Here is a 14,544-nt window from a genome sequence, read left to right on the forward strand (position 1 = left end):
GCACCTCATCGACTTGCGGCTCCGTACACGGCCGGGAGACTTGGTTGCATGACATCTTCTGTGGCACTCAGCCGCGAAACAGCCGTCGGCGCGGAGGCGCGACTGTCGTGGATACTGTCCGCGCTGGCCGGAATGGTGGGTGCTGTCGCATTTCTGCATTCGGCGGGGTATTTCGTGACGTTCATGACCGGCAACACCGAACGCGCCGTCATCGGGCATTTCGGCAGTCCGGAAGGTAAGCCCGTTGCACCCGGCGCATCGCCGTGGGCGGCGCTGGCTTTGATGGGTGCCTTTCTGGCGGGAGTGGTGATCGCGTCGATCTGCCGCCGCCGATACTGGTCCAATCACCCACACGGAGCAACAGTTGTCACGACCATCGCCCTCGCCGCGGCAGGGCTCATCGATATCGGGATATCCGGCTGGGCGTCCGACGACGTAAATTTCTATCCCATTCTGTTGGTTGCGTTCGCTCTCGGCGCGCTCAACACAGCATTCACGAAACGAGAAGAAACCTACATCCCCCTGAGCTACGTCACCGGCACCGTCGTCAAACTGGGCCAAGGGATCGAAAGACACCTACTGGGCGGCGGTACTTACCTCGACTGGCTTTGCTATGCAATGCTTCTCGGGTCCTTCGCAGCCGGAGGCGCAGCCGGGGCTCTGATCGGTGCCGCGATCACCGGACCTCAAGTACTCCTGGTTACCGCAGCCATCAGCCTGCTTGCAAGCATCTTCACCTTCACTCACACCGAGCGACGATCCCTATGGGGATAGGTCTATTCCCGGCCAGCGAAAACCTACGGGTCCGCGCTCCCGAGATCGTTCTGCTCCACCGGCGGACTCGACCAACAGAAACACTGTCGCAACGTGAATCAATCGGTTTGAGCGTGTGGAGAGGATGTTCGATACACACCATCTCTCGCTTGGCCCTGATCTCTTCGCCAAGGCGTCAGCGATGCCGGTAGTTGCTAGGTGGGTTGGGAGGTCGGTGCCGAAACCGTCAATAGTCGGCGACGCCGACGAGCGAGCTCGGTTTCGCAGCTACGTCGTGCACGGCCGCATCGGTCCCCGTGTGCGATCCGGATCGGAGCCATTGCCGACGACGGATACGGCAGATTCTGGGTCTCCCGCTGTGGACAACCGCGGGTGGTTCGCCCGCATCGCTACGCGTTGGCCATCGCGCTCGGTGGGTCGATCGACGAGTCGGTGAACGCATTGCACATGTCCGACAACCCGATCTGTGTACGAGTGACGCTGGACGAGGCGCAGCAACAGCCTCTTCACGTGGTCGACGGGAACCAATCGCAGAATCTGCGCGACATGGCCGCGAAAGGTCGCGGCGGTGGACGCCGCCGACCCGGGCTTTGGTACGGGCCGGATCGAGCCGCACGGGCGACGCGCGCCGGTTGCGTACGGCGGTACGCCATGGCCGAGACGACGTATCGGTGCAGGCAGCCTACTGAAGAGCGGTACACCCACGCTGTTCTCTCTAGCGTCGACGGATCGCAACCCACAGTCCGCAACGTCGGCAGATATAGGCAGCTCCCCCTGCCAGGGAGTGCAACTTCACGGTCGGGAAATCGCGACCACAGCAGGAACAGGCCGAGGTGCCGTCACTCTCACTGGACAGATTCATGAGCAAGCCCTTTCCGTCGAGAGTGACGGGAGAAGTTCGGCACTCCGTCTCCTTCCGCGTAATCGAATTCTACGACCTGTGCGCTGCCAACTTCAGCACGGATATACCGTGGGTGGATGGAGATCACCCTGCAGTATTTCGACGGTTGCCCGAACTGGACGGTCACTGCTGAACGGTTGCAGCTCCTCGCCGCGGAACACTCGGACGCCGTGCTCGTCTATCAACGCGTGGACACGGTGGACATGGCCGAACAGGTGCGTTTTCGTGGCTCTCCGACCGTTCTCGTCGACGGCGTCGACGTCATGGGCGACACATCCGCCGCAGTCGGTCTGGCCTGCCGTGTGTACATGACAGGTGACGGGCCGGCGGGTGCGCCGAGCATGGCTCAGCTCCGGGAAGCCATCCTCGGCTGACACCCGAATCGGGATACCCCAGGGGGTACTCATTGGTATCGTCGGTGACATACGGCGTCGTACAGAACGAATCGACAGGGCGAGCGCAGTCTTTGACGATTGCGTACGGACGAAGACCAGGCTTGCCGAAGCCCTGCTGATCTGATCTCGTAACTCTCCTCGGCGACGGGGTGCCGGCGACGACGCTGCGCTTCCACGAAAGCGAGGGGCTGCTGCCGGCGGACCGAGCCCCGAACGGGTACCGCGTCTACGACAAACGAGCACAGCAACGGTTGGCGTTCATCACCGCCGCGAAAAGCTCGAAACTGACGCTGCCACAGATCAAGACGATGCTGCGCGCATGGGAGAACGACTCCTGCGCCGCTGTGAAGACCGGGCTGCGGCCAACACTGCGCGAGCACATCACCCGGGAGGAGGAGTCGATCGCGCAGCTCACCGAGCTGCATGCCGCAATGACCGGTGCGTTCGATCGTCTCGACGACACTCCCGACGCGTCGGCGCGCCGTTCGACCCGCAATGCAGCTGGTTGACCTCGGCCTCCTCGCCGTCTCGGACGGATTCGGCGAGTAGGGAATCGAAAGCGCCTTCGTAGCAGGTGCCACCGCGATCGGGAAGTCGGCGATCTCGACCGCGCCGTACGGAGCAACTGCGGTTTGTCGCGTGCGTCCGCAGGTCCGGTGACCGGGTCCCACACCACGGAGGTGTTCTTCGTCGTGCCGTCGTCCTGTCTCAGTACGGCACGACGAGGATCGGACTCGTGCCGACGAGACCGGGGCCGAGCATTCACGCATAGCGATCATACCGGGCTTAGATGCTATCATCGTTGCATGACGATCAATAAGGATGGCCGCCTGCCCGGCGGTTCCACGTCGACTTTCGATGCGGCAGTGTCGTTGTTCCACAGCCTTTCCGATGCGACACGGTTGGCTATCGTTCGCCGTCTCGCCAGCAGGGAGGTGCGTGTAGCGGACCTGGTGAGCGAGCTGGGGCTGGCACAGTCGACGGTATCGGCGCACATGGCGTGCCTGCGGGACTGCGGATTGGTCGTCGGTCGCCCCCAGGGCCGGCAGGTGTTCTACTCCCTCGTCCGGCCGGAACTGTTGGACCTGCTCGCTTCGGCCGAGACCCTCCTCGCCGTCACGGGGAACGCGGTGGCACTCTGCCCGGTTTACGGCACCGCGCCCGCCGGGTCGGCGGTGACCGGATGAGCGACGCATGCGGCTGCGACCACGACGAGCCCCGCCCGGGCGGCGACGACGAGCAGGAACCCGACAGGTTGTGGCAGATCACCGAGATCCGAGCCGCGGCTGTCGCTGGCGCTCTGCTGGCGGCCGGACTGACCATTGGCTGGACCGGCGGTCCCGATGGTCTCACTCTGGTACTCGAATCGGTCGCGTTGATCGTCGCCGGCTACACCTTCGTACCGTCGACCCTGAAGCGGCTCGCCCGCGGCAAGATCGGCGTCGGCACCCTCATGACCATCGCGGCGGTCGGCGCCGTGATCCTCGGTGAGGTCGGCGAGGCTGCGATGCTCGCGTTCCTGTTCGCCATCAGCGAAGGCCTCGAGGAGTACGCGGTCGCCCGCACCCGGCGAGGTCTGCGGGCGCTGCTGTCGTTGGTTCCCGACACCGCCACCGTCCGACGAGATGGTCGAGAACAGGTGGTGTCGCCGACCGAGTTGACGGTCGGCGAGATCATGATCGTCAAGCCCGGCGAGCGCATCGCCACCGACGGCACGATCCGCAGTGGCAACACCGCGCTCGATACCTCGGCGATCACCGGCGAATCGGTGCCCGTCGAGGCAGGGCCCGGCGATGAGGTGTACGCCGGGTCCATCAACGGAACCGGGGTTTTCGAGGTCGAGGTGTCCGCGCGCGCCGAGGACAACTCGCTGGCCAAGATCGTCCGGATCGTCGAGGCCGAGCAGTCCCGCAAGGGCGAGGCGCAGCGACTGGCCGATACGATCGCCAAACCCTTGGTGCCCGCGATCATGGTCGCCGCGGCCCTCATCGCCGCTGTAGGCAGCCTCCTCGGCGACCCACGGATATGGATCGAACGCGCACTGGTCGTCCTCGTCGCTGCCTCACCGTGCGCCTTGGCCATCGCCGTCCCGGTCACCGTCGTCGCTGCGATCGGCGCTGCCAGCAAACTCGGTGTCCTGGTCAAGGGCGGCGCAGCACTGGAAGCCCTCGGCCGCATCCGCGGAATCGCACTGGACAAGACCGGCACCCTGACCCGCAACAAGCCGGTCGTCATCGACGTCGCCACCGTGAACGGCGCGACCCGCGAACAGGTCCTCGCGGTGGCCGCGGCGCTCGAGGTGCGCAGCGAGCACCCCCTGGCCGCGGCGATCCTCGCCGCCGTCGACGACCACACCCCCGCCGAGGACGTCGAGTCCGTCACCGGTGCCGGCCTCACCGGCCGCCTGCGCGGTTCCGACGTCCGGCTCGGACGGCCGGGCTGGATCGAGCCCGGCCCGCTGGCGGCGGAGGTGGAACGGATGCAGCGCGCCGGAGCCACCGCCGTGCTCATCGAGCAGGACGGCCGAACACTCGGCGCGATCGCGGTCCGCGACGAACTGCGACCCGAAGCCGCGGAGGTCGTCGCCGGTCTCCGCCGTGACGGATACCACGTCGCGATGCTGACCGGGGACAACGAACGCACCGCCCGAGCGTTGGCCGCCGATGTCGGCATCGAGGAGGTCCATGCGGACCTGCGACCGGAGGACAAGGCAGCCATCATCAGCGACCTGAAGGTCCGACGGTCGACCGCGATGGTCGGCGACGGTGTCAACGACGCCCCCGCACTGGCCACCGCCGACCTCGGTATCGCCATGGGAGCCATGGGAACCGACGTGGCCATCGAAACCGCCGACGTCGCCCTGATGGGCGAGGACCTCCGGCATCTGCCACACGCCTTGGCCCACGCACGCCGATCTCGGCGCATCATGCTGCAGAACGTCGGGCTGTCTCTGGCGATCATCACCGTTCTGATGCCGCTCGCCCTGTTCGGGATTCTGGGCCTGGCAGCAGTGGTTCTGGTGCACGAACTCGCCGAGATCGTGGTCATCGCCAACGGAGTCCGGGCAGGCCGCGCCCACCCCCTGACCACCGGACCGGCACCCGCATCGGCCCCGACGGCAGCCGAGGCCCGCATATGAGCGCCGACGCAGCCCCGGGCATCTCGGCGCCACGGTCCCGGCGGACCCTGACGATCGTCGCCGTCGTACTCATCGGCGTCGCACTCGCGGGCGACCCCGTCGCCCGCCGCGCACTCTCCGACGGCCGCATCGTCGAGCTAGGCGTGCTGCAACTGAAGTTGGCCTACAACAGTGGTGTCGCCTTCAGCGTCGGGAACCAACTGCCGCCGTGGGTCATCATCGCGGTCACCGCCATCATCACCGTCGGCATCGGTGTGTACGCGTGGCGCACTGTCCCCACCGGCTCACCGTTGGGGACTGTGGGACTGTCGGCGATCGTCGCCGGCGCCGCCGCCAACGTGATCGACCGCACCGTCGACGGTCGCGTCACGGACTACTTCCACACCGGCTGGTGGCCCACCTTCAATCTCGCCGACACCTACCTCACCTGTGGTGTCGTACTGGTCATCGGCTCCATACTCTGGGAGGAAGCGGCCCTTACTCGTACCGCGCACGCGCAGGAAAAATCCGGATGACCGCCTCGCGGCCTCGCAGCCGATCCACCTCTACCGCGGTCCAGCCCTCCGGACACGACGTTCAGCCGCCCCGCCGTGGCCGCTCGGTGCGGGAGTGATCACCACCATCGCCGCGGCGGTCGCGATGTTCGCCGGCACCAACATCGACGACATCGTCGTGCTGACCGTGCTGTTCGTCGCCTCCGCCAGCCAGGGGCGGCCGCGGGCATGGCAGATCGTTGCCGGCCAGTACGCCGGCCTGATCACCCTCGTCGCGATCAGTGTCGTCGCTGCCCTGGGATTGGTGATCGTCCCGGAGGACTGGGTCGGGTTACTGGGGTTGCTGCCCCTGTCGTTGGGTGTCTGGGGCCTGATCCGCGGCCTGCGCAGCGGCGACGAGGACGAGGCCCCGGTGGTGGCAACAGGGATGGTCGGTGTCGCCGCCATCACCATCGCCAACGGAGCCGACAACATCGCCGTCTACACCCCGGTCTTCCGCACGCTCGGTGCGCCACAGACCGCGGTCACCATCGCCGTGTTCCTGATCTGCGTGGGAATCTGGTGCTACGCAGGCAGACTGTTGGGCACTCGCAGAAAGGTCGTCGACACTCTCGAACGGGTCGAGCACTGGCTCGTACCCGTGGTGTTCATCGTCCTGGGTGCGATCATCCTGCTCGAATCCGGTGTCCTCGGCCGGCTCATCGTCGCCGCGTCATGACCGACGTCTGTTCGCCCGGCAACTCCAGCGGCAGCGGCATCGATCGCCGCAATCACACCGTCCCAGGCGCTGCGGGCGGGTACCGGACTGCGAGACCGCGTCGGAGCGGTCCCCGGATCAACCGGCTCGTACGAGCGTGGGCGCAGTAGAGCCGCATCAGCACCACCCGCGAAAATCTCATCGTTCTCGACCGCGATGATCGCGGTCGCGGCGGCGGTCAGTACTGCTGCTTGTTCTTCCCAGCGCAGGTCCTCGAACGGAACCCACGATGTTCGGAGCGGGCGAGAACGGCCGGTGGATTTCCAGATCGCGCTGAGTGGCTTTGCCCACCATCCGGTGCGGACCAGAGGTGTTGATACTTCGTCGACGACGGTGCGCAGCAGCCTGAACCACACTGCTGCATGAACACGGCCCGCGCCGAGCTCGACCGACCCGCACGTCAACGCGGTGACGCTGCGTCTGTCGATTTCTGCGACGGCCGCCGCGACCGGTATCGGTGGTGCGTGCTCGTCCGAGCCTGCTGGTGTCCTGTCCCAGAAGACAAGTCTGCCGGGTACGACGCTGCAGAATTCGAGCCGGCAGAGATGCTTGGTGCAGCTGGTCAGCATCGGGTATTGCTGAGCCATCATGACCGCGATGTCGGCGTGTGTGTCGAGGGTGTCGATGCACAGAGGGCATGCCCGTGTAGTCAGCGTGCTTACCCAGGGAAGCCATGTGCCGGCGGGCGGTGCGCGTCGACGTCGATCGGCCATCGCCAGACCCGCCGGTAGTAGGACAGAGAACTGGTGGACGTAGGTGTCGAAGTCGCACTCGGTGGGGTCGGTGCTGTCGAGCAGCCAGGGCGTGCAGCCCGCCAACGTCATTTCCCGCAGCCGTTCCGCCGTACAGGTGCTCCTCTGGGCAAGCGCCGATAGCACCGGCTCGGGTGTGTGCCGGTCCAGGTCCACGCTCGAGGTGTCGACACCGAGCCCGTCGAGAAGGTCCGCTGTATTGATCAACGAATACAGTGCGCTGGTCCGGGCCAGCCACGACATCAGAGTCTCGCCAGGTAGTGGTTGCGGGCGCAGCGGCCACGGCGGATGCGCACTGTGGTCGAGCGCTGTGTGCGCTGCAGGGGCATCGGCTGGTGTCATGCCAGGTGCCGTTCGAAGTGGCGGCGGCGTTCGGTGGGCCCGAAGTAGGCGGTTTGGGTCAACACCTGTGAGGTGATCGCTTCCTCTCCGGCTTCTATTGCGGTCACTGCGGCCGCGGTCAACAGCGTGGCCAGTTCGCCGATGGTGCCCTCACACCGGGTGAGGAGGTAATCGGTCATCTCCGCCGATGTCAGGTACGAGGGCGCACGCAACGGGAAGCTGGCGGTGAAGCTCGCCAGCAGGGAGCGGGTGTCGGTGTCGTTGGTCCAGATCGGCAGCGTCATGGGGTGAAAACGGTTTTCCAACTGTGCATCACTGCGGATCGCGAGGTACGCCTCTCGGGTACCGACTCCGACGAGAGGGATCCGCAGCTCGTTGCCCAGAAACCGCAACAGGTTCAGAAATTCTCGGCGCACGTTGTCGCGACCGGCGAGAACATTATGGAGCTCGTCGATGATCAGCATCCGAACCCCGGTTGCTCGCAACAGCGTCACCGCTTGCTGTTCTAGTTCGTGAACGCGGCTTCGCGGGCGCATCGGCGTTCCGAGGGCAGCGAGCATCGCCAGGTAGAACCGTCCGGGTGCCGGGTCCGGGGGCATCTGCATACACAACACCGGTATCTGCTCACGGTCGGGCAAGCTGACAGCGGGGTGCGCACGCCGGAACTTCTCGATGATCATCGACTTGCCGTTGTTCGTCGGCCCGATCAGAAGCAGGTTCGGCATTCGTTGCCGATCCGGCCACACCAGCAACGTCTCGAGGTGCACGATCACCGACCGTGCACGCGGATACCCGATCCACCGTTCCGTACGAATGTGCCTGATGCGTTGTGCAGCAGGAAGACCCGCTATCGATCTGACCGAACTTCGCAGGTGGATCAGATCCGCACTACCGGGGTCGATGTCTTCGCCGCTACCGTCGCCTGCAGGAGTGATTCGGGGGTCGTCGTTCATCGATTCACCATTCTTCGATGTCGTCGAAGATCGGAACCGGTACTTGGTCGGTACCGGGGCGACTCTCGGGCGGGCCCATCGCGTTCGGTGGTGTGGTGACGCTGCTCAGGTGGGCACGGCGAGTGCGATTACGTCGGGCTCGTTTGGTGTCCCGCTCTGCCGACGTGGCTACCTGACGCATCTTCTCGATCATCGCGAACAGAGCGTGTTCGTCGATAGTTGCTCGGCCGTGCTCTCGAAGACGCACCACCGCTGCCCGGTGTTCCCACGATGTCACCGCCGGATGTGACATCGTCCGGTACGGCACCTCGACATACCCGCCGCCGCTGTCGGGGTCCAGGACCCACACCCTGCTCAGATCTCGTGGATCACGCCGGATCACGAACTGACCCAACTTCTCTCGCCTAGCGATCCACGGTTTCAGAGCGTTCGAGAAGTACTGGATGTGGTCGATGACGAACCCTGTCCGGGTCAGGCGACGCCGGATGACGGGAAGGAAGTCCACCAGGAATGCGGTCTCGCCCACCACTGTCGACGTCGATCGAGCAGTATCGGCGTCGGTGCTGCTGATCCACTGCGCAGCGGGGCTCCGGCTCAGGCCGGTGTGCACGTCCGCGTGGTACGCCGCGACCGCGAGGATCAGCCAGCGTTCCAATTCTCGTAGCGTCAGGGCTGCCGTGCCCTCTGAGTCGTATCTGCCCCGCTGCGTTGGGTTCGAGAACGTGGTGCCGGGGAGTTCGTGGACCTGGGTCATGACGGTGCCAATGATGCGTTCGACGATCCCGCCGTAATGCGGCCGGCCGGGTGGTCGGTAGCCGAGGTCGATGCCGTGCTGCTCGCAACCACGCTGGAGCGCTTCACTTTTGAACTCGGCGGCGTTGTCGACATACAAGGCGCGCGGCTTTCCGACCATCGGCCACCGCACATCCGCGCCAAGGCCCAAAGCGTCGATCCATACGCTCTTGTCCGAGCACACCCTGCCCAGACACAACCCGACGGACACTGCGGACGGCGGATCGAGTGTGACGACGAACCCTGGCACACAGCGGCTGAAGACATCGATGGCAATCGTGAGATACGGACGTCCGATCGGTGCCCGGTCGTATTCGTCGACGATCATCAGATCGACCACGGTGTGATCGATCTGGACTTGTTGCAGAACGGCCGTCACCGGCGGCGGGACGTCGCCAGCGGATTGCCGCGATCGGGCCGCGTCCGGTCCGCCACGTGAGCGTGCGACGCGGCCCGGGTGCATTGCTGCGATCCGCGCGTTGACTGTGTTGCGGGCTGGGATCGGGAGTCCGGCGCGGCGGCAGGCGAGCGCGATACGACGATGCAGCGCAGCCACACTGAGCTTCTGGCGAGCCAGAAAGTCACGGTTGATGTGCTCGGCGATTACCACTTCCACCTCGGTCGGCACGCGGGAGCGTCCGCGCCCGCCTGAAGGTGCGGAGACCAACAGATCGGTGACCGCCCCTCCCCCATTCCGGAGCCTGGACAGCAGCACGTACACACGCCGCGGCGAGACCCCCAACTGCTGCGCTGCATCCTCGACCACTGCGGTACCAATCGAGGATAGATCCGCTAGTTCGCTGAGCACTGCAAACCGCGTCCGCGCCTGCTCCCACTGCTCGGCCGACGCGGTCAGCACACCGGTCTCGGCGACGTCGAACTTGTCCGCGTCCATCGCAGCCTCCGAACGCCCAGCCTGGGTGACCGATTGTGCAGTGCACTTCTGCACTCAGAATGTCAGAAGACGACTGCAATCGGAGGTGAAACCCCAGGAAAGCATGACGCGCACTCCTGAAACTGACAGGGCTACGCGAGGGTGTCGACGACCGATCAGAGCGCCGACGCGCAGAGCGAGGCCTTGAGCGCTGCCGGGTGTTCGAGAGTGTGGACGGAGACAGCGTCGGGTGCGACGACGTCTCGGCCGCAGCTGTCGGATCTGTTCTCGCATCTGCGGCGCGGCGACACGTTGGTCGTGTGGCGACTCGACCGTCTCGGGCGATCACTCCCCCATCTCCTCGAAACGGTCGAGCAGCTCGACGTCGATGGCGTCGGATTCCGCTCGCTGACCGAAGCGATCGACACCACCACCTCCGGCGGAAAGCTGATCTACTCCATCTTCGGAGCATTGGCGGAATTCGAACGCAACCTCATCCGCGAACGCACCAACCTCGGACTGGCAGTGGCACGCGCCCAAGGGCGACTCGGTGGCCGACCACCGGCGATGTCCGGGACGCAAATCAAACAAGCGAAGCGAATGCGCACCGGCGGAATGTCACTCACCGACATCCGAGAAGTGCTCGGAGTGTCGCGATCGACGCTGTACCGGCACTTGAAATAGCCCACCGCCAATCGCCGTTTCTCGCACATGGCCCGCCGGGCCGATGCGAGTCAACTTCCGAAGCTGCCACCGTGGGGGTCTCGGGCACATCGACGACTTTGAAAATCGATGGACGCATGATCAGCCACGAGAATTCGTCTGCTTCAATTCCGTCATGACCGAACCGGTAGAGATCACAACGACACCACCCACCATTGGTGACACACTCCAAGTGCGACGCCTAGAGGGCGGCACCGCTACCGGGACCGTAGTCGAGGACTTCGCCGACTACTTGCTGACCGTCCCCGCCGCCGGCCGAGACTGGGCCATGCCCCATCGATGGGCCATCGCGTCGGAAGACGGAACGCTGATCTTCGCCGACGACGCCGACATCATCGAGCACCACAAATCCGAACCGTCGACGACAGCACCGACAACACCGAACGACATCAGCGACAAGACCTGACCGGTGGACATCTACTCAATTCTGGTTGCCTCGGTCATCGGGTCCGCGGCCGTACTGAGCATTGCCAAACCAGTCCTGCTGGCCATGACGATCATCGACATCACGCGGGCGCTGCGAAACCGCACCAAAGGTTCCCCAGGCCAACACCCGGCGTCAGCACGAAGTGCAGCCAACTTCTGACACTGACAAACGTCATCGACACTACTGATCCTCGCGTTGATCGCCCTCGCTGGTGGGAAGTCGATTCACGTCGCGATCACCGTAGGAATCACCCCATTTCCACACGCCACTGAGTGCATCGCGAACTTCGCTACCGCCCCGACGACGGCGTAGGCGCGTGGTACGCATGGCGTACTCACGGAGTCGATCACGGACATCGTCGTCCAGGTCTGGGCCACTGGGCAGATTCAAGGCCCACCACAACCGGCGCCGATACTCCGCACCCGAAATCCCGAACGCCACGAAGATGTCTTCGTCATCGGCACCTCCATAGGGTTCCCAGCGCACCGCGAACCCCACAAAAGTCTCTGCCGACCGCTCTTCCGTCATACCGATGATTCTGGTCGACGTATCGACCCGTCCGCACATCGGCCGCCCACCCCCACCACAGCCTTGAACACCCCGACCTGTGGTGCCGATTGTGCAGTTCACTTCTGCACTCAGAATGTCAGAAGACGACTGCAATCACGGGTAAAACCCCAGCAAATCGTGCAGCCTACTTCTGAAACTGACAGCAGCGATTCACGTTTGCCGGTCAACCTCTCCCGTGGCTACCGAATCACACCGGAGCCGAGCGGGCCGACCTGGCCCCATCCCTGAGTGCATCGCCGTTCCGACAACTCGTAGTCGTTTTCTATCGACGTTTCGGCATCGTCGAACGGGAAGCCGCACCAGACCGCCGATCGAGTGCGGACGCCTGTGTAAGGCTCTCGTGATCAGCTGGGGTCTTCGTGGGCGAGAGCGCGGTAGCCTTTCGCTCCGGCACGGTCGACGGCGGCTTTGACGACCCCGAACACCGCGCCATGAATGGCGGCCGCGATCAGCACCTCCTGGACGGTGCGGCTCAGGTCTTTCGGGTCGGGAGTCGAGGTGTCGTTGTCGCCGATACGTTTCCACACCTGCTTGAACACCACCCCGGCAAGTACCCCGCCGAGCACGCTGGTAGCCAGCGACAGCGGTTTGTACACCGCTTTCGACACCGCACTCATCGCAGCAACCGCCGCGCACGGCGACGACGCGAGAACACCACCAGCACTACCGCCGCGACCAGGGTCCCGACAGCGGCCGCGGCGACCTGCGGATTGTCCTGAGCCAACGTCTTGGCCTTCTCCGCCTGAACGGTTGCTTCACTGCGCACCCGCGCAGGCACATCGACTTTGTCGGCGAGCGCCGCCACCGTCTCGGCGAGTTCGGCGCGCTGCTGTTCGATATCCGGCACCGGCGCTACTGGCGGGTCTGTCACGTGCGCCTCCTCGCCTGTCTCGTTACCGCGTGCAACGTGCTTGTTCTCGGTCATCGGATTCCCTTCTTGATGGCGGTGATGTCGTCGTTGACACTGGCGACGGTCTCTGCCGGTACCGGAGGTACCGCATTCTTCGCGCGTGAGGTCCCCACCGCAGCCAAAACCCCTCCCACCACCAGGACTGCGGCGGCGACGATCAGCGCTGCCAGCCACGCCGACAGCACTGTCGCCAACCCCAGCACTGCAGTTGCTATCAGAGTGGCGAGACCGAAGAACAGCAGCAGTGCGCCCGCACCGGTGATACCGATACCGATGCCGAGCCGGGTGCCTTTGCTTTTCACTTCCTCGAGGCCTGAGCGGATCTCGCTGCGCACCAGCGTCGACACCTGATCGGTCAAGCGTTCGACGAGCTGCACTGTCGACAGATCCGCAGCCGAAGTGCGGGCTTCCTCCGACGGTGGCCCGGAATGAGCGTTCATTGTTTCTCCCTGCATATGTTGATTCGAAGTGATGTCTCCGCCAGTGCTGGAGCCGGAAACAGGTACAGGCAACGGCTTTTCGTCGCCGTGTGTCGTGCGATTGTGTCTGTCATCGCGCTGCCCAGCACCGCTGGAATGTGCCGTGGCATGTTGGTGGCGAAGCCGAAGCCGTCGTCCGTCGTCGACGGCGGCGGCATCTTTCTCCTCGTTCTTCTCCGACACCCGAGTATCTCGGGGTGGGAGCTGCAAACGTTCCTCGGCGACCATCCCTGCCTGCAGTTGTCGGCCACGTTCGAGTTCGGAATCGAGTTCGGCACCGAACAGCAACGCAAGGTTGGTGATCCACAACCACAGCAGGAACACGATCGCCCCGGCCAACGATCCGTAGGTCTTGTTGTAGCTGCCGAAATTGGCGACGTAGAACCCGAACAGGATCGTCGCGGCGACCCACACCACGATCGCCACCACTGCTCCGCTGCTGATCCACCGAAACTTCGGCTGCTGAATATTCGGAGTCGCGTAATACAACAACGCGACCGCGAGAACGACGATGACCAGCACGACCGGCCACCGTGCGATGTTCCACACCGTCAACGCGGTATCGCCGAGACCGACCGCATCCCCCACCGCGGCTGCTACCGGTCCGCTGACCGCGAGCATCACCGCCGCGAGAGCAATCAGCACCAGCGCCGCCACCGTCACCAGCAACAGCACCGGCCGCAATTTCCAGACCGGACGCCCTTCCTCGACCTCGTACATTCGGTTCATCGCCCGCCCGAACGCCCCCACATACCCCGACGCCGACCACAACGCACCCGCAACACCAGTAACCAGAGCGAACCCTGCGGCCGGAGCGGACACCAACTGCGTGATCGGCTCCCGCAGCGTCTCCACCGCCGAGGAGGGTCCCAGATCGGACACGATCTGCAACACACCATCGACGGTGGCTTGTCCTTGCCCGAACACACCGAGCAGCGACACGATCGCCAACACAGCGGGAAACAGCGACAACACTGCGTAGTACGTCAACGCTGCCGCGAGATCGGTGCACTGATCACGCGAGAACTCACGCGCAGTCTTGCGAAGCACGAACAGCCACGACGTTTTCGTCAGCTCCGTCGGCGAGTCGGCCTTGCGCGGATCATCCGGGTCGGCATCCACCGGTGCGGACGGGACATCATCGTTCTCACTCACCTGACGCTAGTACCCGCAGCACACCGACGAAAACATTGCCCGAGAGTCAGCAGCAGATGAATCGGCGGCACAGAAAACGCAGTAACAGTCTGGTCTTGCGCCGCAAA

16 protein-coding genes and 1 pseudogene are annotated in these 14,544 nt (G+C 64.6%); 10 read left to right on the top strand and 7 right to left on the bottom strand.

The window, feature by feature from the left end:
- Positions 1-48 precede the first annotated feature (48 nt).
- The 7 genes from AB0362_RS20265 to AB0362_RS20295 all read left to right on the top strand — a co-directional run bounded on the left by AB0362_RS20265 (position 49) and on the right by AB0362_RS20295 (position 6,421).
- Positions 49-774, top strand: a complete 726-nt coding sequence (locus AB0362_RS20265) for a YoaK family protein (protein ID WP_008720488.1) — start codon at positions 49-51, stop codon at positions 772-774.
- Between the two features lie 978 nt (positions 775-1,752).
- Positions 1,753-2,049: a hypothetical protein gene (locus AB0362_RS20270; protein WP_008720468.1), complete on the top strand. Its 297-nt coding sequence runs from the start codon at positions 1,753-1,755 to the stop codon at positions 2,047-2,049.
- Positions 2,050-2,219: 170 nt separating this feature from the next.
- Positions 2,220-2,579 (top strand): MerR family transcriptional regulator, encoded by a 360-nt coding sequence (locus AB0362_RS20275; RefSeq protein ID WP_008720465.1) that lies wholly within the window; start codon positions 2,220-2,222, stop codon positions 2,577-2,579.
- A 297-nt stretch (positions 2,580-2,876) separates the two neighbouring features.
- Positions 2,877-3,257 (top strand): metalloregulator ArsR/SmtB family transcription factor, encoded by a 381-nt coding sequence (locus tag AB0362_RS20280; RefSeq protein ID WP_008720464.1) that lies wholly within the window; start codon positions 2,877-2,879, stop codon positions 3,255-3,257.
- Positions 3,254-5,209, top strand: a complete 1,956-nt coding sequence (locus AB0362_RS20285) for a cation-translocating P-type ATPase (RefSeq protein ID WP_094642706.1) — start codon at positions 3,254-3,256, stop codon at positions 5,207-5,209. Before AB0362_RS20280 ends, AB0362_RS20285 begins: the two co-directional genes overlap by 4 nt.
- A complete protein-coding gene (gene lspA, locus AB0362_RS20290; RefSeq protein ID WP_068049655.1) occupies positions 5,206-5,724 on the top strand; it encodes a signal peptidase II in 519 nt (172 codons plus the stop codon). Before AB0362_RS20285 ends, lspA begins: the two co-directional genes overlap by 4 nt.
- 94 nt (positions 5,725-5,818) lie before the next feature.
- A complete protein-coding gene (locus tag AB0362_RS20295; protein WP_068049656.1) occupies positions 5,819-6,421 on the top strand; it encodes a cadmium resistance transporter in 603 nt (200 codons plus the stop codon).
- Positions 6,422-7,005: 584 nt separating this feature from the next.
- Here AB0362_RS20295 and AB0362_RS20300 read toward each other — a convergent pair.
- The 3 genes and pseudogenes from AB0362_RS20300 to AB0362_RS20310 form a co-directional block, all read right to left on the bottom strand.
- A pseudogene (locus tag AB0362_RS20300) lies at positions 7,006-7,554 on the bottom strand (TniQ family protein); the annotation flags it as partial.
- Positions 7,551-8,507, bottom strand: coding sequence for a TniB family NTP-binding protein (locus AB0362_RS20305; protein WP_255032407.1), 957 nt, complete (start codon positions 8,505-8,507; stop codon positions 7,551-7,553). The gene AB0362_RS20305 and the pseudogene AB0362_RS20300, both read right to left, overlap by 4 nt.
- A 4-nt stretch (positions 8,508-8,511) precedes the next feature.
- Positions 8,512-10,194 carry a Mu transposase C-terminal domain-containing protein gene (locus tag AB0362_RS20310; RefSeq protein WP_317549670.1) on the bottom strand — a complete coding sequence of 561 codons (1,683 nt, stop codon included), beginning with the start codon at positions 10,192-10,194 and terminating at the stop codon, positions 8,512-8,514.
- A gap of 141 nt (positions 10,195-10,335) precedes the next feature.
- Here AB0362_RS20310 and AB0362_RS20315 point away from each other — a divergent pair, with 141 nt between their 5' ends.
- From AB0362_RS20315 to AB0362_RS20325, 3 genes are all read left to right on the top strand, one after another.
- Positions 10,336-10,857 (top strand): recombinase family protein, encoded by a 522-nt coding sequence (locus AB0362_RS20315; protein WP_358373919.1) that lies wholly within the window; start codon positions 10,336-10,338, stop codon positions 10,855-10,857.
- 154 nt (positions 10,858-11,011) lie between these two features.
- Entirely contained in the window at positions 11,012-11,302 is a 291-nt protein-coding gene (locus tag AB0362_RS20320; RefSeq protein ID WP_068051213.1) for a hypothetical protein, read from the top strand.
- A 3-nt stretch (positions 11,303-11,305) separates the two neighbouring features.
- Positions 11,306-11,482, top strand: coding sequence for a hypothetical protein (locus AB0362_RS20325; RefSeq protein WP_176458463.1), 177 nt, complete (start codon positions 11,306-11,308; stop codon positions 11,480-11,482).
- A 21-nt stretch (positions 11,483-11,503) separates the two neighbouring features.
- Here the strand turns inward: AB0362_RS20325 and AB0362_RS20330 are convergent, their stop codons facing one another.
- The 4 genes from AB0362_RS20330 to AB0362_RS20345 all read right to left on the bottom strand — a co-directional run bounded on the left by AB0362_RS20330 (position 11,504) and on the right by AB0362_RS20345 (position 14,437).
- Positions 11,504-11,851, bottom strand: a complete 348-nt coding sequence (locus tag AB0362_RS20330; RefSeq protein ID WP_094642614.1) for a hypothetical protein — start codon at positions 11,849-11,851, stop codon at positions 11,504-11,506.
- A 386-nt stretch (positions 11,852-12,237) separates the two neighbouring features.
- Positions 12,238-12,510 (bottom strand): DUF4235 domain-containing protein, encoded by a 273-nt coding sequence (locus tag AB0362_RS20335; protein WP_032375676.1) that lies wholly within the window; start codon positions 12,508-12,510, stop codon positions 12,238-12,240.
- Entirely contained in the window at positions 12,507-12,764 is a 258-nt protein-coding gene (locus tag AB0362_RS20340) for a DUF3618 domain-containing protein (protein ID WP_032375695.1), read from the bottom strand. The genes AB0362_RS20335 and AB0362_RS20340 overlap by 4 nt, the downstream gene beginning before the upstream one ends.
- A gap of 50 nt (positions 12,765-12,814) precedes the next feature.
- Positions 12,815-14,437, bottom strand: a complete 1,623-nt coding sequence (locus AB0362_RS20345; RefSeq protein ID WP_052063204.1) for a YhjD/YihY/BrkB family envelope integrity protein — start codon at positions 14,435-14,437, stop codon at positions 12,815-12,817.
- Positions 14,438-14,544 lie beyond the last annotated feature (107 nt).

The organism is Rhodococcus sp. NPDC079359 (assembly GCF_040702585.1).
Taxonomy (GTDB): domain Bacteria; phylum Actinomycetota; class Actinomycetes; order Mycobacteriales; family Mycobacteriaceae; genus Rhodococcoides.

What these genes read in the sequence shown, in the direction of transcription:
- AB0362_RS20265 (WP_008720488.1), top strand. Translation starts at nt 49, where the DNA reads ATGACATCTTCTGTGGCACTCAGCCGCGAAACAGCCGTCGGCGCGGAG.
- AB0362_RS20270 (WP_008720468.1), top strand. Translation starts at nt 1,753, where the DNA reads ATGGAGATCACCCTGCAGTATTTCGACGGTTGCCCGAACTGGACGGTC.
- AB0362_RS20280 (WP_008720464.1), top strand. Translation starts at nt 2,877, where the DNA reads ATGACGATCAATAAGGATGGCCGCCTGCCCGGCGGTTCCACGTCGACT.
- AB0362_RS20285 (WP_094642706.1), top strand. Translation starts at nt 3,254, where the DNA reads ATGAGCGACGCATGCGGCTGCGACCACGACGAGCCCCGCCCGGGCGGC.
- lspA (WP_068049655.1), top strand. Translation starts at nt 5,206, where the DNA reads ATGAGCGCCGACGCAGCCCCGGGCATCTCGGCGCCACGGTCCCGGCGG.
- AB0362_RS20305 (WP_255032407.1), bottom strand. Translation starts at nt 8,507, where the DNA reads ATGAACGACGACCCCCGAATCACTCCTGCAGGCGACGGTAGCGGCGAA.
- AB0362_RS20310 (WP_317549670.1), bottom strand. Translation starts at nt 10,194, where the DNA reads ATGGACGCGGACAAGTTCGACGTCGCCGAGACCGGTGTGCTGACCGCG.
- AB0362_RS20320 (WP_068051213.1), top strand. Translation starts at nt 11,012, where the DNA reads ATGACCGAACCGGTAGAGATCACAACGACACCACCCACCATTGGTGAC.
- AB0362_RS20330 (WP_094642614.1), bottom strand. Translation starts at nt 11,851, where the DNA reads ATGACGGAAGAGCGGTCGGCAGAGACTTTTGTGGGGTTCGCGGTGCGC.
- AB0362_RS20335 (WP_032375676.1), bottom strand. Translation starts at nt 12,510, where the DNA reads ATGAGTGCGGTGTCGAAAGCGGTGTACAAACCGCTGTCGCTGGCTACC.